This is a genomic window from Bacillus sp. ABA4_010 (assembly GCF_056159105.1).
This window is the reverse complement of sequence record NZ_JBSWUN010000003.1, coordinates 2,125,470-2,142,643: the sequence shown is the minus strand read 5'-3', so window position 1 is coordinate 2,142,643 and position 17,174 is coordinate 2,125,470. Positions and strand designations below refer to the sequence as shown.

Sequence of the window (17,174 nt, the reverse complement as noted above, 5' to 3'; positions counted from 1 at the left end):
ATTAATTCCGACGTAGAGAGAGGTGTTTAGATGCCTATCAACATCGCAGAAAATTCATTGCAATATGAACTTTTATCGGTTGTTCCTTATCCAATGCTGTTAATAAGAAAAACTGGTGAAATTCTTTATATGAACGAATGTGCCAAACAATTTTATGAACCTATGCAGAAAGAAAAATCAGTAAGTCATATTTCATCTATCGTTGCTTCTGCTTTTATGCCAAGATGGGAAGAGCAAGCAAGAAAAGCGGTTCAGTTCAGCGAAACGACAGAGGTGAACCTATCATTTTTAAGTCATTCATCTAAAGTATATAAGGTAAGCATGACACCTTATCATATACATAATGAAACCATCATTGGAATGATGGTTCATCAAGAGCGAAGAAGAGTATTTGTGTTAAAGAAGAACATGGTGGTTAAGGACCGTCATGCGATGCTTCGACAAGAGTTAACGGAGCTGAAATCTGAATATGAAAACATGCTAAAGCTTCAAAAAATGGTCACAGTTAATCTAAAAAAAGAAGGCGACGACTTTATCATTAGATTCATCTCGGGTTCCCTTCTGCAAGATTTTGGGATTGACCCTAAAAAGGTGATAGGAAAAAGCTTTAGTGTTGTTTTTGCTTATTCTCCTAAAAAGGTCGCGGAGAAGAGGCGTGTTTATAACCAGGCATGGAATGGTGAAAATGTAGTGTATGAAGATCACTTGAATGGTGTTTCCTACTTGGGCAGTGTAGTTCCTATTTATAAAGAAGGGAAGGTGTTTGAATTATTGTTATCGGTTGTTGACATTACTTTATTAAAACAAAGTCAACAAAGGTTGCAAGAAAGTGAACAGAAGTACCGTTCTTTACTTCAATATCACCCTGAAAATGTCTGTTTATTTGATTTAGAGGGGAATATGGTGGAAATTAATCCTGAAGTCGAACATTTACTGCAAAAACAAAGTGGTGATTTGATTGGAACATCCTTTACCGATTACTTAGATCACAGGGATGTGGTCATGGCTTATGAAAATTTTGTAGAAACAACAAAAGGGAATCCAAGAAAATTCCAAGTGCGTGTGCCAAAAGAGGATGGGACCATTGCCTATTTAGACATTACGACTATTCCAATGTATGCAAACGGTCTTTTAAAAGGGGTTTACGGCATTGCGAGAGACATCACGAAGAAAAATGAGATGGAGCAAGAACTAATTGCCACAAAAAACTTATTGGAATCGTTCATTGAAAATACGTCTGATGCAATTATGCTGACAGATGCAAAAGGCTATATTCTCCGAGTTAATCAGGCATTTGAACAGTTGTATGGATGGACAAAAGAGGAAGTGACGGGGAAAGAAATTTTGACAGTGTTTCGTGAATTTAAAGATGAAGTTGAAATGCTTTTTCAAGGGGTTCAAAATGGAAGGATGTTCAAAAATGTAGCCACGATTCGCCACCATGTAGATGGAACACCCTTATATGTGAGCATTACCGCAAGTCCTATTAAAAATGGGAAAGGGAATATATGTGGAGTCTCTTCAATCGTGCGAGACATTACAGATCAGAAGCAAACGGAAGAATTGTTAAGAAAATCAGAAAAATTAGCTGTAATCGGACAATTAGCTGCAGGGGTAGCTCATGAAATCCGCAATCCACTTACCTCTTTAAAAGGGTTTTTACAGCTCTTTCATGAAATGAAACTAACCAATAGTGACATTTTACAAGTGATGATGGATGAGATTAATCGAATTGAACTGATTACGAATGAATTTTTATCGCTGGCAAAACCGCATGCTACGAAATTTGATTATTATTCGATTAACGAGATTATCGGGCAAGTAGTCAAACTAGGAGAGATTGAAGGCGGGGCGTTCAATGTCATAATCAAGACCCATTTTCATTCTTGTTTACCCGTCATTTTCGGGGATGCAAACAAAATAAAACAAGTACTTCTAAACATCATTAAAAATTCTATCGAGGCTGTCGGTCAAAAGGGAGTTATTACGATTTCGACCGTGTTGAAAGAGAAGGATGTCACTATTAGTATTACTGATAATGGGATAGGGATTGAAAAAAATCGTCTAAAATATGTAGGTGAACCGTTCTACAGCACGAAGGAAAAAGGAACGGGACTAGGCTTAATGATCAGTCGAAAAATTATTGAAGAACATAACGGAAAGATGACCATTACAAGTCAAACGAAGAAAGGAACGACAGTGGAAATACAGTTGCCAGGATGTTCAGTGGATAAGCTGTCAACATAGTGTTGCTCTTTTTTATATACGATAAGGCCCCGCGGTAGAACGAGAGGTTCTCTGCTGCGGGGCCTTATGTTTAAACGCGAATTTGTCCGTTTCCACGTACAATCGCTTTTGATGTCGTGATAGCGCGTAATCCCATGGGACCGCGAGCATGCAGTTTTTGCGTGCTAATGCCAATTTCCGCTCCATAGCCAAATTGTTCGCCATCTGTAAAGCGGGTAGAGGCATTGTGATAAAGAGCAGCCGCATCGACCGCTTGGAAAAAGAACTGTACGTGCTCTTCGTTTTCAGTAAGGATTGCTTCAGAGTGTTTCGTACCGTATTGGTCAATATGATCAACGGCTTCTTTCACATCTTGAACGAGCTTCACTGCTAAAATAGGCGCTAAATATTCCGTATGCCAGTCCGCTTCTGTTGCTTGATTTACAAATGAGTAAGTTTGTGCAAGTGTTTCATCTCCGCGTACTTCAACCCCTTTTTCTTGAAGTGAAGTAAGAAGAGCTTCTGTATGCGGCCAGTTTGCATGGATTAATACCGTTTCAATAGCATTGCACACAGAAGGGCGCTGTGTTTTAGCATTTAACACAATCTCGACAGCCATTTGCTGCTCGGCTGATTCATCAATGAAAATATGGCAATTTCCTACCCCTGTTTCCAAAACTGGAACAGTCGCATTTTCAATGACAGACTGAATGAGACCAGCACCTCCGCGTGGGATCAGTACATCTAAATATTCGTTAAGCTTAAACATATGCGAAGCCATTTCGCGGCTTGTGTCTTCAAGAAGCTGAACTGCATCTGAAGGGATAGCGGAAGACTCGAGCGCTTCACGCATCGTTGAAACAAGCGCTTTATTCGAATGAAGAGCAGAAGAGCTTCCTCTTAGCAAGACTGCGTTACCAGCCTTTAAGCAAAGGCTGGCAGCATCAACTGTTACGTTAGGGCGAGCCTCATATACCATACCAATTACGCCAAGAGGTACACGAATGGTTTGGATGTGAAGGCCATTCGGTCTGTCCCACTGTTCAATTGTTTCACCAATAGGGTCCTCTAATTCGATGAGTTGGTGAATACCTGCGACGATTTGTTTTATGCGTTCTTCTGTTAACAATAAACGATCTAGTAAAGCGGGAGAAAAGTTGTTTGCTTTTCCTTGTTCAATATCTTTTTGGTTTTCTTCTAAAATCCAATTGCTATTGAGAAGAAGTGCGTCCGCCATTTTAGCGAGGGCTTCATTTTTTTCTTTGGTGGACACCATTGATAATGTTTTCGATGCTTTCCTTAGTTTTTTTGCTTTTTCAATTAGTTCACTCATTTCATTGTTCTCTCCCTTCGAATAGTTACCCAATTATCCCGATGAATGACTTCTGCTCGTTGATTGATGGAATAGCTTTTTGCTTCGTCGCTTGAGCAGCCTTTAATTGTAGTTAAATCTTCTGAAGAATAATAAATTTGTCCTCTCCCGATGATTTGTCCTTTTTGATTCACCACTTCAACGACGTCCAGCGCTTTAAATGTTCCAATTACTTTTGTCACGCCTGCTGGAAGAAGGCTTTTTCCATTTTGGAGAAGGGCTTTTTCTGCTCCTTCATCTATTTCAATCATACCCGCTGTTTGGGAATGATGGGCAATCCATTGTTTTTTCATTTGCATTTGTGTTTGAAACGGCCCGCCAATATAAGTGCCGTCACCTTTGCCAGCTAAAATATCTGTTAGCTTTTCTTTTCCTGTTCCTTTTCCGACAAAGGCACTGACGCCAAGAGAAAGGGCTTTATGTGCGGCAAGTAGCTTTGATTTCATTCCGCCTGTTCCGACGGAAGACCCGCTGTCTCCGGCAAGGTGCAGGAGTTCGTCAGTAATTTCAGGAATAAACTGAAATTTTTTCGCATCTTTTGATGTGTTCGGATTTCCGTCATATAGACCGTTAACATCTGTTAAGATAATGAGCGCATTCGCGTGCAAAAAGCCGCTAACTAGCGCTGAAAGCATATCATTATCACCGAACGTCAATTCTTCAATCGATACAGAATCATTTTCGTTAATGATAGGAAGAACACCGCATTCCAACAATTCGTTCATCGCTGAGTAAAGGTTGCGGAAACGTTCTTGGCTATAAAAATCTTCTCGCGTTAACAGCATTTGAGCAGGGGCGATGTTGAATTCACGAAAAAAGGAAATATACCCTTGCATCAGAAGTCCTTGACCAACAGCGGTCTCCGCTTGTTTCCCGGCTGTTGTTTTTGGACGGGAAGGATAGCCTAAAGAGCCAAAGCCAGCAGCGACCGCACCGGAAGAAATTAAGATAACATCATGGCCTTGCTGTTTTAGATGGGCGAGAGCCTCCACGTGGTCGCGCATTTTTTCTTCACTTAACATTCCGTTATCATTCGTTAATGAACTGCTTCCAATTTTTACGACTATCCGTTGTTTTTTCATTTTTTTTCGAACCTTTCGTTATAAAATTACAAATAAAAAAGCGATGATTCTGTCCTAAAAAAGGACGGAATCATCGCTCCGCGGTACCACCTTTGTTGATGCTAAAGCATCCACCTCAATCCGTAACGTGGAAAAACGGCTTATGTTTGCATAAGCAGTTAAAGAGGGTAGGTTCAATCGTTTCCTGTGAGGAACCTTCCAGCCGATGGGTTCCACTCTCTATCACATTCCGCCTAATTTACTAGTCCCGCACTGTTTTCGTTATCATTATATTTGTTTGATATTATGCGTGGAAACAGAAAAAATGTCAAGAAAGAGTTATTCGAAAATTAAAACTGGATTTTCGGTTATTTTTCGTTAATATAAAGATATAATGTTTTGTAGAAAAGGAGTGAAGAACATGATTCATTTAACATGGAAAGATCGCGACACCGTCAAAACGGTCAAATGCGTACATACGAATGCTGAGAAGTATATGGTGAATAATGCATTAACTGCTGGGAAAACATACGAAGTCAAAAACGAAACAGAAGAGTTTTATTTCGTCGTTGACAATACAGGCCATGTAGGCGGTTATTACAAAGATTATTTTGAAGCATAATGTTTTAAAAGGTGACCCGGTGGAAGAAGCGGGTCATCTTTTTTTGAGATAAGTTCCTTTTGTTAAGTGAAAAAAGCTTCACAAAAACAGCATGATGAAGTATGCTAAAGCAGTTGCTCTTAAGCATACAAGATAGATTGATTATTTTTTTGAATAAGTGTTGACTTCTTTCGAAAGATTAGGTAATATATTTCTTGTCGCCGATGAAGAAAAGGTGATGACGAAAAAAGTATTGACTTAAACTTCGAACAGATGATATAATTTAAAAGTCGCTTTGAAACATGCGCCCGTAGCTCAATTGGATAGAGCGTCTGACTACGGATCAGAAGGTTATGGGTTCGACTCCTGTCGGGCGCGCCATAAACAAAGTGAAATAATAAAAAAACATGGGGCCTTAGCTCAGCTGGGAGAGCGCCTGCCTTGCACGCAGGAGGTCAGCGGTTCGATCCCGCTAGGCTCCACCATAAAATATGCGCCTGTAGCTCAATTGGATAGAGCGTCTGACTACGGATCAGAAGGTTATGGGTTCGACTCCTGTCAGGCGCGCCATATTTATTAATGTAGTGGAGGAATACCCAAGTCCGGCTGAAGGGATCGGTCTTGAAAACCGACAGGGGTGTAACAGTCCGCGGGGGTTCGAATCCCTCTTCCTCCGCCACTATTTTAAATTATACATCTTCATATGGAGGGGTAGCGAAGTGGCTAAACGCGGCGGACTGTAAATCCGCTCCCTCAGGGTTCGGCGGTTCGAATCCGTCCCCCTCCACCATTTTTATTTTTTGTACAACTTCGTAGAACTTGATTTCTGAGAATGAGTATGATATGATATTTTTATAAAGGCGGCATAGCCAAGTGGTAAGGCAAAGGTCTGCAAAACCTTCATTCACCGGTTCAAATCCGGTTGCCGCCTCCAAAGTTTTTGTGATTCGTAAAGACGGGGAGTAGCTCAGCTTGGTAGAGCACTTGGTTTGGGACCAAGGGGTCGCAGGTTCGAATCCTGTCTTCCCGACCAGAAGAGGATTTCTGTATGCGGGTGTAGTTTAATGGTAAAACCTCAGCCTTCCAAGCTGATGTCGTGGGTTCGATTCCCATCACCCGCTCCATTTATTATATGCGATAAGTTAGTGTATGCTGAAATGGATGGAAAAATTTATTTTTTTTTTGCAATATAACTTCGCAGAACTTAATTTCAAAGAAGTTAAGGGGTATGATTAGCTATGTTAGTAATATGCAGTCGTGGCGGAATGGCAGACGCGCTAGGTTGAGGGCCTAGTGGGAGCAATCCCGTGGAGGTTCAAGTCCTCTCGGCTGCACTTAAAGAAAATCGCCCTTGTTATAACTTTATACAAAACCAGAGAGAATCGCGCAGATTTCGATCTGTGAGGAAAGTCCGTGCTCGCACAGACTGAGATGTCTGTAGTGTTCGTGCCTGGCGAAACGATAAGTCAGGGCAGCTTGAGTTGAATCTTGAGCTGACGGCAGGGAAAACACCTAAGTCCGTTGGATATGGTGTGAATACCTTGAAAGTGCCACAGTGACGGAGCTTTAAGGGAAACCTTGAAGGTGGAACGAGGTAAACCCCACGAGCGAGAAACCCAAATAAAATGGTAGGGGAAGTGTCTTGAGGGAATTCAACCGATATAGACACCATCGCTTTGATAGCGGTGAGATAGATGATTCTCCACCTTGTACGAGAAGTCTGCTTCGATTGCAGTACATGGTGAACAGAACGCGGCTTATGAGGTTTTGTATACCTGACGGAACAGTACCCAAGAGGCTGTAAGGGGCTCCCCTGCTAAGGGAGTAGGTCGGGTTACCGGCGCGAGGGTTCGAATCCCTCCTGTTCCGCCATATGAATAAAATGGGTGATTTCGGTTATTATACTAAGCGTGATTTTTATTATTGGGCTATAGCCAAGCGGTAAGGCAACGGACTTTGACTCCGTCATGCGTTGGTTCGAATCCAGCTAGCCCAGTCAAACAGTCCAACGGTCAAGCTACAAACAGGTCAGGGCAGAAATGCAGCAGCCATGAGTAGCGGAAGCTGTTTGGACTATTTTAGTATTTACTTTTTTATTATGTTTCATTTCTTTAAAGCATGCTACGATATGATTAAGACCGCATTGGAAAAATAGACAGGAGGAATAGACGGTGGGAAATAACGATGGAGGGAGCGCCTCCCTCATTGAACCGTTTTGTAATTGGCTGAAACAGCAGCAAAAAACAGAAAATACAATCAAGACCTATAGAGGGGTTTTGCAAGCTTTCAGCAAGTGGATAGCATCGAAAAATCGTTCAATGGAACAATTATCAAGAGAAGATGTGCAAGAGTATCTTCGTGAAATGGAGCACCAAGGAAAAAGTGCTGCAACCATTGGAAAAGTGTTAGCGGCTGTAAGTGTGTTTGTTCGGTTTATCGGTCGCCCCGGTCTTGTGGAAGACATTCATTCTCCTGCTAGTCCTGCTTTTGCGGATACAGTGCCAGATGGATTGAAGCGAGAAGAAAGAGAGCGCCTGCTTCAAGCTGTAAAGCAAAGAGGAAATCTTCGTGATACAGCTATTGTTTACGTGTTGCTTCATACAGGTATAAGAGTATCCGAGCTTTGTGAGCTAAATCATGATGATGTGATCTCGCGTACAGCTGGTCATTTTGTCTTGAGAATTAAAGGAGGAAATGGTCAAGTCAAACGAGTAATTCCTCTTTCTAAAGATGCCAGTCAGTTTTTGGAGTGCTATCGTGCAAAACAAACAACTCAACAAGAAGCGTTGTTTATTTCTAGCGTGGGGCAGCGCATATCTACAAGGGCTGTTCAGTATATGTTGAAAAAATATGATGTGAATCCTCATAAATTGCGTCATACATTTTGCTATGAACTGATTCAAAATGGGGTGGACTTGGCGACAGTCGCCCAGTTAGCCGGTCATTCTGATATAAATGTGACGAAACGCTATGTCCAAGTCCCGTCCGATGCGCTGGAAGAGGCCATTCATCGCGCATTTGCATAAAGAAACAAAAAAATTTGCCCAAAACAATAATCCCTAGGAATTAGTAGGGGACTTTGTTTTTCATACAAGTAGTAAAAACAATCCATCTCTCAATTTTTAAAATAGATGATTAGTCATGACAATAGCCAGAATAAGAAAAACGCTGTTGATATATAATTAACAGCGTTTTTCTTATTCTGTTGAACCAATAATAGTCAGTAACTACTGCTAATAATATGATTAATAATGCGGCAAAAAACATTATACCTCCTCCTATCCATTTATTTGCATATACGAATTGATTAGAATGAAGTTTCATTTAACGATAACTTTTAAGTTGTCAGATATAAATTAAGCTTCTCTTTAAAATAAAAAAGTTCATTTTCAGTAGTGTACTTTAAGTGCGCATTAGGTAGCAGCAGTTTACTTAATTATTAGGGAAAGGTGAGATACTTTTTTGTGAAATCTTCCTTTTTAAAAAAGTAAGAAAACATTATTGACAAACAAAATAAACGCGTATACTATAGTAACTATTGAATTGCCAAGTAACCTTACTGAAAAGAACGAGTGCATGAACACTCTATATGAAAAGTTGTTGCCCGTTGTGTCGTTGAATATAGTACTAATTCACTTTTATCGATTAGTTTTTCAAGAGATGAACGTGGTGAGTACTTGATGAGGGTAGAAACGCAAAAATAATCGTCCCTATTATTTTTTAGGGCGTCTTTTTTTTGGAGTAGATTGGAAAATCGAAAACATTTTCCAAATACGTTCTTCTCAGGTGTTATTTGTCAGAATTTTTCGGTAAAAAAGGAGAGTCAAGTTGTGGCATCACTATCAAGAAAAGACACCATGCTAGTTGGACTTACGTTATTTGCTTTGTTTTTTGGGGCAGGTAATTTAATTTTCCCTCCATTTTTAGGACAAGAAGCAGGTCAGAATTTTTGGCCAGCTATTATAGGGTTCATCATGACAGGTGTAGGGCTACCGATTCTTACAGTAGTGGCCATTGCTCTGGCAAAAGACGGTGTTCAAACAATTGGAAGTCGTGTACATCCTGTCTTTGGTGTGATCTTTGCAACGGCTATTTATTTGTCCATCGGACCTTTCATGGGGATTCCGAGAGGAGCCAACGTAGCATTCGAAATGGGAGTAAAGCCTTTTTTATCTACTAATGATGTCAGTATGGCTTTATTGGTGTTTAGCATCTTGTTTTTTATAGTTGTGTATTCGGTTAGTTTAAATCCTTCCAAACTGGTTGATCGAATTGGCAGCTTACTGACACCAGTTTTACTTTTGGCCATTGCGTTAATTGGAGCGGGAAGTCTTCTCGAATTTAACGGGCCACTTGGGACCATTAGTGAAAAGTATGCATCTTCTCCAGTACTAGCTGGTTTTATGGAAGGGTATTTGACAATGGATACAATTGGTGCGCTCGCGTTTGGAATTGTTGTCGTGACATCAATTCGATCGAAAGGAGTAACCGACCAGAAGCTAGTTTTAAAAGGAGTCATAAATGCCGGGCTCGTAGCTGGCATTGGATTGACCATCGTTTATGTGACGATTGGATTACTTGGCGCAAAAATGGCCGGCACGTTTGAGAATGGAGGCGTCATGTTGACGGCGGCAGCTCAAACGTTATATGGCAATTTCGGTGTGATGCTGCTTGGATTGATTGTAGTTCTTGCATGTTTCACGACTTGTGTCGGCTTAATTGTAGCAACAAGCCAGTATTTCGAGACACTGCTTCCGTCCATTTCATATAAAACATTCGTCACCATTATTACGATGATTAGTTTAGTAGTAGCTAATCTTGGACTGAATCAAATTATTGCGCTGTCGGTTCCAGTTTTAATTATCCTTTATCCAATTACAATTGTGTTTGTAGTATTGTCACTTTTTCATAATGTTTTTCATGGATCACGCTCTATTTACGTAGGCGCCCTAATTGGAACGGGTATTGTCAGCTTTTTTGACGGGTTGAACATGCTTAACCTAAATCTTGAAGCTGTCACGTCTTTAGTTGAATATATTCCGTTATATGGTGTTGGGCTCGGCTGGCTTCTTCCTGCTTTTATCGGGGGAGCAATCGGGTATGTGTGGGGATGGAACCATGCTGTCCGAAAGCCAGCTGCCAATTAAACTGGATTGGCATGAACCTCAAAAATATCTTTGCTTCCATGGAAGCGGCTTGGGATTTGTTCCAAGCCGCTTTTTGTTGTTTAGAAAGAGAAAACGAGTAAAAAACCGAGCAGAGATAGCAGTACAGAACCAGCAAGTGTACCAATTAATGCTTGCTTACCTAATGTTTTAAAGGCTCTCATGTCGACATTTAAGCCTAATCCAGCCATCGCCATGGCCATGAGCATATAGGCCGCTGTCACCATCAAAGAGGTAATCTGTTCATTCAAAATACCGAGCGTATTTAAGCCGCTCATCGCTAAAAATCCGACAATGAACCATGGAATGGATAGAGCGCGCAGTAGCGTTTCTTTTTTCGAACTACCTTCCTCTTGATAAGAGCGCTTCAATTGCCAAATGCCCACTGCAAATGCAACCGGAATTAAAAGCAGGACACGTGTCAATTTCATAATGACCGCCATATCTAACGCTTCTTGTCCGCCTGGAGCAGCGGCGGCAATGACATGGGCGATCTCATGAAGTGTAGCGCCTGCTAATAAGCCGTATTGCTCTGGTGTTATTGGAAAAAGCGGATAAAAAACGGCATACATAATAGTAAAAATCGTTCCCGATACAGCAATAATGGCCACGCTGACCGCCGTTTCTTCTTCTTTTGCTTTCATTTGCGAGGAGATAGCGGCAATGGCAGCTGCCCCGCAAATGGCCGTTCCACAAGCTGTTAAAATACCGACGTTAGAAGGCACTTGTAACCACTTGGAAAGTCCGTAGACGACAGGGAGAGTAAAGGCGATGACGATGAGAGATAATAAAAAGACACGACCCCCTGCTTCGTAAATCTCTACATAGTTTAAGCGCATCCCAAGCAGAACAATGCCGGCACGAAGGAGTACTTTACTAGAGAAAGTAATACCTGATGAATAGTGGAGGGGCACTGTGAACATGCCGCGCCAAAGCATGCCAATTAAAATAGCCAGTACGAGCGGACCGAAAATCGACATGTACGGTATGGCGGCGATCGCATAAGCGATTAACGCGATGAGAAACGTCAGCCCTATTCCTTTGCCAAAAGCGTCCGAAGTCTTTTTTTCTTTCTCCATTTGTGCAAGTTGAGTTTCCATTGCTTCACGTCCTTTTGAATTGCTACTTTTACTTTATTTCAGTTCAATCATTAAGTAAAATATAGAATAATGATGTTTATCATTAAAAAAATTAATGATAGGGACGGATTGCAATGAATCAAGACGCGTTACGGACTTTTTTAGCTGTTGTGGAAGAGCAAAACTTTACGAAAGCAGGAGAAAAACTGCGCCTTTCTCAACCGAGCGTTAGCCTCCACATTAAAAATTTAGAAGCGGAGTTTCAAACGAAGTTGTTTGACCGTTCTCCGAAGCATTTTCACATTACCCCTTCAGGTCAGTTATTGTACAGTCGGGCAAAGCAAATTGTAGAACTGTATGAAAAAACGAAGCAGGATTTACTCGAGTATCATCATCAAATGAAGGGAACATTGAAAATTGGCGCCAGCTTTACAATTGGAGAATACGTTCTTCCATGGCTCATTGCTCAATTTCGTTCGCAGTATCCACATGTCGACTTTGAAGTGACCATTGGCAATACAAATCATATTAACGAGATGGTTCGCTTGTTTCAAGTTGATATTGGCCTTATTGAAGGACAGGTGCATCATGAAGAGCTGGCGATTCAGCCATTTATGGAAGATGAAATGGTGGTAGTTGCGCCGAAATCGCATCCTTTAACGGTCATTCACCAGCCGTCTTTTCAACATTTGCAGGACCATGATTGGATTGCGAGAGAAAAGGGATCAGGCACACGTGAATATATGGATCATTTTTTACGTTCGCACGGCCTCCGGGTCAAAGGCTTCATTACCATCAGCAGCAACCAAGGAGTCAAAGAGGCAGTCGCAAGCGGGCTCGGTATTTCCCTTTTATCGTCATCAGTTGTCAAACGGGCAGTGGAACTGAATGAAATTACGCTGCTGCCGATGAGGGAAAAATCACTCACACGGAAATTTTCAGCGGTATACTCTGATCGAATTCAACTGAAAAAAACGGCAGACGTGTTTTTGCGCTATATTCAAGAGAAGGCGGAATAAATACGGTTTGCTAGAATGTGTTCTATGTTCGTGCTAAAATGAAAGAAATTAGAGGAAAGGGAGATAAAATATGGGAAATTTCGAGCAAAATCTCGAGAAATACGCTGATTTGGCTGTACGTGTAGGCGTCAATGTCCAAAAAGGGCAAACATTGGTTATTAATGCACCGCTTACTGCCGCACAATTCGTTCGTATAGCGGCGAAGAAGGCATATGAGGCTGGAGCTAAAAATGTTCACGTTGAATGGAATGATGATGAACTTACGAGAACGAAATATGAACTTGCGCCAGATGAGGCGTTTGATGAATTTCCGAGTTGGAAAGCAAAAGGATATGAAGAAATGGCGGAAAATGGAGCGGCTTTTCTATCAATTACAGCTTCCAATCCAGACTTATTGAAAGGCATTGATCCAAACCGTATTTCAGCAGCGAATAAAGCGTCTGGATCAGCGATGGCGACCTTCCGTCAATACATTCAAGCAGATAAAGTAAGCTGGTCCGTTATTGCTGTACCATCAAAAGAATGGGCGAAGAAAGTGTTTCCGCAAGCAGAAGAAGAGGAAGCGGTTCAGCTTTTATGGGAAGCAATCTTTAACGCAACGAGAATTAACCTAGAAGATCCAGTGCGAGCGTGGAAAGAGCATGACGAACAGTTACATACGAAAGCAGATTATTTAAATCGCAAACATTATAAAAAACTTCATTATAAAGCACCAGGAACAGACTTGACTGTAGAACTTCCAGAGAAGCACATTTGGATTGGGGCTGGAAGTGTCAGTGAAAAAGGGCAGGCGTTTATGGCCAATATGCCGACAGAAGAAGTGTTCACTCTTCCATTAAAAGAAGGAGTAAACGGAACCGTCACAAGTACAAAACCGTTAAGCTACGGCGGCAACTTAATTGAAAACTTCACGTTAACATTTGAAAACGGACGTATTGTTGACATTCAAGCGGAAGCGGGCTACGAAACGTTGAAGCGATTAGTAGAAACGGATGAAGGGTCACACTACTTAGGAGAAATCGCCCTTGTGCCACATGACTCTCCAATTTCTCAGTCTAATACGATTTTCTATAATACGTTATTTGATGAAAATGCGTCTAACCATCTCGCCATTGGCAGTGCCTACGCTTTTTCATTAGAAGGTGGAAAAGAAATGTCCAAAGAAGAGCTCGAACAGCACGGGGCGAATACAAGCATTACCCATGTGGACTTCATGATTGGGTCTGCTGAGATGGATATCGACGGCGAACTCGCCGACGGAACGAAAGAGCCGATTTTTAGAAACGGAAATTGGGCGTTTTAAGGAAAACCTTGATGAAAAGGACTTTTTAAGGCATTAATTCCACTATTCAAACTTATTGAATACACGGATTGTTCAATTTATCAGCCACATCTTGTCGTAGATATGACAGGGTGTGGCTGAATTTGTTTAAATGGAAGTATGGTTGCTATAAATTTACAATTACTTGATATAATGTAAATATGTTCTATTACTTTCGGTCGATCTAATTAAATGAAATGGAAAAAAATATTGCAAAGGAATACAGGTTAGTATAGAATTTTTTTAATTGTATATTTTCTAACTATTCAGCTTTTTTGAATAATACAATATACAATATATTGTATTTATTTAATATTAAGCAATGACGAAGGCATTTCTCAAGATAACAAATACATGTGTGAGAATGTAGAAAAGGTCATACTGATGTCTTAAGAGGATGAAAGGAACTAATAATGTGTGTTAAAGGGGGATATAGCGTGATTAAAAAAGTAGATCATAAATTAATTGCAGTAACTTTAACGTTATTAATGGGCCTTGTGGTGCCTATTGCATTTTTGCCAAATGAAACATCAAGTTTGATTAACAATTTCTTTAAAATAATGACTACAGATTTTGCAGGAATCTTTTTATTAATTGGATTTGGCTGTGCGATATTTGCAGTTTTTATCATGACCTCAAAGTATGGAAATATTCGGCTTGGGGGAGAGGGGGCAAAACCGCATTATACGAAGTTTACGTGGATATCAATGATCGTCACTTCATCATTAGCAGCAGGAATTCTCATATTTGGAACAGTAGAATGGATGTACTATGTGCATGGAACTCCATTTGGTATCCAGCCTAAATCTGTCGAAGCATATGAAATAGCATCGACTTATGGCATGTTTCACTGGGGATTTTCAGCATCTGCCTTCTACTTACCAGCATCTTTAGCCATCGGCTATATGTATTGGAATCGTAAAGCAGGTTCAATGAAAATTTCTGACATATGTTCTGAAGTGTTAGACCAAGACAAAGGGAGAAATTCCTTTTTAAAGTTAATGATTGATGGTGTAGTAACGTTTGGTTTTATAGGCGGTATTTTAATTACAGTAGGATTAGGGACATCAGTTATAGGTGAGTTAATAGCGGACTTATTGAATATTGAGAATACATTTACCCTTAGAATTGCAGTAATCTTGATGTTTTGCCTATTCTTTATTAGTGCTACTTCAAAATCAATTTCAAAAGGTATGGCCAAAATCAGTAATTTTAATATATATCTAGCACTAGCCTTCTTTTTATTTGTCTTTATAGTAGGTCCCAAATCATTTATGTTCAATAACTTTGTGATGGCTGTGGGGAATAATATTACCAATTTTGTTAAGATGAGTTTTTATACAGATGCAGTTGCTCAAACAGGATTTATTCAGAACTGGACAATCTTCTACTGGGCATGGTATTTAGGTTTATCAATATCAATTGGCTTATGGGTAGCACGAGTATCTTACGGGAGAACGTTTAGAGAAATTTCACTTGCTGTTACAATCTTTTTGCCATTAGCATGCTGGATTTCATTTGGGACGATTGGTAATTATGGTATGGGGCTAGAAGTAAATGGAGTTGCGAACTTCTCAGACATTGCAATAGCAGAAGGGAACAGTGTAGCTACACTTGCTGTGTTGAAAACGATGCCGATTTCAACAATCGCGATCTTCGTTTTTGTTATTTTAGTATTTTTTAATCTGGCAACGACTGCAACGAGTGTCTCAACAGTGGTAGCCATGCTGACGTCTAAAAACCTCCGAGCTAACGAAGAGCCGAATAAGTGGTTCAAGGTAATGTGGGGATGCATTTTTATGATATTGCCAGTGGCTATTTTATATTTGGAACATGTCGTCGACGGATTAAATATATTAGGAATATTGCAGTCTTTTACAACCATCTTCGGAGTTCCGATGTTTTTTATTAATATTCTTCTCATTTGGTCAGCAGTAAAGGCTATAAGAACAGATCTCCAAAATCATCAATTAAAAATATCAGGTGCATCTAGCAATGAATCTGATGAGATGCGATTATACGGGAGGGATAAGAATGTACGAGAACATAGCAGTTGAAGTAACAAAGGAACTAATTAGTATAGAATCTTTTTCAATAGAAGGAAAAAGAAGAATAGTAGAGTTTATGTATGAAAAAATAAAGACAGAAACAGATGCAGATGTACAAATTATCGATCATCATAGTGACAACCCGTATTTAATTGCCCATTATAAAAATGGAGAAGGACGTAAGCTTTTATTACATGGACACCTTGACACTGTATCTTTAGATGGAGTAAATGACCCATTAAATCCGATTGAAGAAAAAGGGGAAATTTATGGACGTGGGTCGTGTGATATGAAGTCAGGATGTGCGTGTCATTATGCTGCATTTAAGTACATTTGTGATCATCATCTGAAGGGTGATTTTTATTTAATGTATTCTACTGATGAAGAAACTACTGCACAACAAACGGTATCAGCTTTTGAAAAAGGGTTATTGCCTCGCTGTGATATCGGGATTATAACGGAACCGACTGACCTAAAATTGATGGTTGCACAAAAGGGGAATGCTTTTATGGAAGTAGAGTTTATTGGTAAAACGGTTCATTCTGCTATTCCTCAGCTTGGAGAAAATGCCATTTATATGGCATGTGAATTCATAATGGCATATAAAAAATATACGGAAGAAAAATATAAGAGGAATTCTCATCATTTATTAGGTGAAGCTACAATGAACGTTGGAGTAATAAACGGTGGTGTTCAAGCAAATAGTGTTCCATCCAGCTGCAAAATTGTAATTGATAAACGATATCTTCCAAATGAATCCATCAATGATTTTAAAGAAGAGATTGATCAAGTAGCGAAAAGAATAAAAGAAACCTATCCAGCTTTCCAGTATAAAACAAAAACAGTAGTAGATTTTGTACCGATGGAATTTGACAGTAATTCACAAAAATTTTTGCAGCTTAAATCATTATTAGAAAAGGAGCTTGGTAGGAAACTAGAGGTAGGTGTATTTGGTGGATGGGCTGAAGGAGGAACGCTTGCCAATTTTCATACAGATACACTGTACTTTGGACCAGGGAATTTTATCCATGCCCATACAGAAGATGAAAGAGTGGGAATAAAGGAAATTAAGGAAGTAACTAGAGGCATTATGTCTATTGCTAAAAATATGAAACAACTACAACTATTACAAGAGTCGCCATGTTAACCCGTTACACATGTAGATGGACTTCATGCTGAAAACAACGTGTTTTACATATTGACTAATAGCTATTTGGGTAAGTGTCGAAAAAATATTTTTTCGACACTTACCCAATGGATTCAATCGTTGATGAACGATATA

Annotated in this window: 11 protein-coding genes, 11 tRNA genes and 2 other RNA genes; 21 read left to right on the top strand and 3 right to left on the bottom strand. The window is 40.1% G+C overall.

The annotated features are described in order from the left end of the window. Positions 1-30: 30 nt before the first annotated feature. Positions 31-2,247, top strand: coding sequence for a PAS domain S-box protein (locus ACXAEO_RS11970; RefSeq protein ID WP_474881175.1), 2,217 nt, complete (start codon positions 31-33; stop codon positions 2,245-2,247). A gap of 70 nt (positions 2,248-2,317) precedes the next feature. Here the strand turns inward: ACXAEO_RS11970 and ACXAEO_RS11965 are convergent, their stop codons facing one another. After that, the gene (locus tag ACXAEO_RS11965; protein ID WP_474881173.1) at positions 2,318-3,559 is read right to left on the bottom strand and encodes a glutamate-5-semialdehyde dehydrogenase; all 1,242 of its coding nucleotides are present in this window, start codon (positions 3,557-3,559) and stop codon (positions 2,318-2,320) included. Then, positions 3,556-4,680 (bottom strand): glutamate 5-kinase, encoded by a 1,125-nt coding sequence (gene proB / locus ACXAEO_RS11960; protein ID WP_474881171.1) that lies wholly within the window; start codon positions 4,678-4,680, stop codon positions 3,556-3,558. Before proB ends, ACXAEO_RS11965 begins: the two co-directional genes overlap by 4 nt. Before the next feature lie 400 nt (positions 4,681-5,080). Here proB and ACXAEO_RS11955 point away from each other — a divergent pair, with 400 nt between their 5' ends. The 16 genes from ACXAEO_RS11955 to brnQ all read left to right on the top strand — a co-directional run bounded on the left by ACXAEO_RS11955 (position 5,081) and on the right by brnQ (position 10,407). Beyond that, a complete protein-coding gene (locus ACXAEO_RS11955) occupies positions 5,081-5,281 on the top strand; it encodes a DUF6501 family protein (protein ID WP_474881169.1) in 201 nt (66 codons plus the stop codon). A gap of 283 nt (positions 5,282-5,564) precedes the next feature. Further along, positions 5,565-5,641: transfer RNA gene (locus ACXAEO_RS11950), tRNA-Arg, on the top strand. A gap of 28 nt (positions 5,642-5,669) precedes the next feature. Next, positions 5,670-5,745 (top strand) — tRNA-Ala (locus tag ACXAEO_RS11945). An 8-nt stretch (positions 5,746-5,753) separates the two neighbouring features. Further along, positions 5,754-5,830, top strand: a tRNA-Arg gene (locus ACXAEO_RS11940). A gap of 16 nt (positions 5,831-5,846) precedes the next feature. After that, positions 5,847-5,939: transfer RNA gene (locus ACXAEO_RS11935), tRNA-Ser, on the top strand. A 26-nt stretch (positions 5,940-5,965) separates the two neighbouring features. Beyond that, positions 5,966-6,050, top strand: a tRNA-Tyr gene (locus ACXAEO_RS11930). A gap of 69 nt (positions 6,051-6,119) precedes the next feature. After that, positions 6,120-6,194, top strand: a tRNA-Cys gene (locus tag ACXAEO_RS11925). A gap of 22 nt (positions 6,195-6,216) precedes the next feature. After that, positions 6,217-6,293: transfer RNA gene (locus ACXAEO_RS11920), tRNA-Pro, on the top strand. Positions 6,294-6,310: 17 nt separating this feature from the next. After that, positions 6,311-6,384: transfer RNA gene (locus tag ACXAEO_RS11915), tRNA-Gly, on the top strand. A gap of 127 nt (positions 6,385-6,511) precedes the next feature. After that, positions 6,512-6,594 (top strand) — tRNA-Leu (locus ACXAEO_RS11910). Positions 6,595-6,630: 36 nt separating this feature from the next. Further along, positions 6,631-7,025, top strand: an RNA gene (gene rnpB, locus ACXAEO_RS11905) — RNase P RNA component class B. A gap of 15 nt (positions 7,026-7,040) precedes the next feature. Next, a tRNA-Ser gene (locus ACXAEO_RS11900) sits at positions 7,041-7,132 on the top strand. A 52-nt stretch (positions 7,133-7,184) separates the two neighbouring features. After that, positions 7,185-7,256, top strand: a tRNA-Gln gene (locus ACXAEO_RS11895). Continuing rightward, positions 7,254-7,347: signal recognition particle sRNA small type (ffs, locus tag ACXAEO_RS11890), an RNA gene on the top strand. Before ACXAEO_RS11895 ends, ffs begins: the two co-directional genes overlap by 3 nt. A gap of 84 nt (positions 7,348-7,431) precedes the next feature. Next, entirely contained in the window at positions 7,432-8,286 is an 855-nt protein-coding gene (locus ACXAEO_RS11885) for a tyrosine-type recombinase/integrase (RefSeq protein WP_474881167.1), read from the top strand. A gap of 804 nt (positions 8,287-9,090) precedes the next feature. After that, the gene (gene brnQ, locus ACXAEO_RS11880; protein ID WP_474881165.1) at positions 9,091-10,407 is read left to right on the top strand and encodes a branched-chain amino acid transport system II carrier protein; all 1,317 of its coding nucleotides are present in this window, start codon (positions 9,091-9,093) and stop codon (positions 10,405-10,407) included. Between the two features lie 80 nt (positions 10,408-10,487). Here brnQ and ACXAEO_RS11875 read toward each other — a convergent pair whose 3' ends face one another. Continuing rightward, complete coding sequence (locus tag ACXAEO_RS11875) at positions 10,488-11,525, bottom strand: YeiH family protein (protein WP_474881163.1); 1,038 nt, start codon at positions 11,523-11,525, stop codon at positions 10,488-10,490. 113 nt (positions 11,526-11,638) lie between these two features. On the opposite strand from ACXAEO_RS11875, the gene ACXAEO_RS11870 reads away from it, so the two are divergent. The 4 genes from ACXAEO_RS11870 (at position 11,639) to ACXAEO_RS11855 (ending at position 17,039) form a co-directional block, all read left to right on the top strand. Then, positions 11,639-12,523 (top strand): selenium metabolism-associated LysR family transcriptional regulator, encoded by an 885-nt coding sequence (locus ACXAEO_RS11870; RefSeq protein WP_474881161.1) that lies wholly within the window; start codon positions 11,639-11,641, stop codon positions 12,521-12,523. A gap of 70 nt (positions 12,524-12,593) precedes the next feature. Further along, on the top strand, positions 12,594-13,826 hold the full coding sequence (locus ACXAEO_RS11865; RefSeq protein WP_474881158.1) for an aminopeptidase: 1,233 nt from the start codon (positions 12,594-12,596) through the stop codon (positions 13,824-13,826). 455 nt (positions 13,827-14,281) lie between these two features. After that, positions 14,282-15,901 carry a BCCT family transporter gene (locus ACXAEO_RS11860; RefSeq protein WP_474881156.1) on the top strand — a complete coding sequence of 540 codons (1,620 nt, stop codon included), beginning with the start codon at positions 14,282-14,284 and terminating at the stop codon, positions 15,899-15,901. After that, a complete protein-coding gene (locus ACXAEO_RS11855; RefSeq protein WP_474881153.1) occupies positions 15,879-17,039 on the top strand; it encodes a M20 family metallopeptidase in 1,161 nt (386 codons plus the stop codon). Before ACXAEO_RS11860 ends, ACXAEO_RS11855 begins: the two co-directional genes overlap by 23 nt. Positions 17,040-17,174 lie beyond the last annotated feature (135 nt).

Coding starts and splice junctions, on each gene's coding strand:
- ACXAEO_RS11970 (WP_474881175.1), top strand. CDS start 31: ATGCCTATCAACATCGCAGAAAATTCATTGCAATATGAACTTTTATCG.
- ACXAEO_RS11965 (WP_474881173.1), bottom strand. CDS start 3,559: ATGAGTGAACTAATTGAAAAAGCAAAAAAACTAAGGAAAGCATCGAAA.
- proB (WP_474881171.1), bottom strand. CDS start 4,680: ATGAAAAAACAACGGATAGTCGTAAAAATTGGAAGCAGTTCATTAACG.
- ACXAEO_RS11955 (WP_474881169.1), top strand. CDS start 5,081: ATGATTCATTTAACATGGAAAGATCGCGACACCGTCAAAACGGTCAAA.
- ACXAEO_RS11875 (WP_474881163.1), bottom strand. CDS start 11,525: ATGGAAACTCAACTTGCACAAATGGAGAAAGAAAAAAAGACTTCGGAC.
- ACXAEO_RS11870 (WP_474881161.1), top strand. CDS start 11,639: ATGAATCAAGACGCGTTACGGACTTTTTTAGCTGTTGTGGAAGAGCAA.
- ACXAEO_RS11865 (WP_474881158.1), top strand. CDS start 12,594: ATGGGAAATTTCGAGCAAAATCTCGAGAAATACGCTGATTTGGCTGTA.
- ACXAEO_RS11855 (WP_474881153.1), top strand. CDS start 15,879: ATGTACGAGAACATAGCAGTTGAAGTAACAAAGGAACTAATTAGTATA.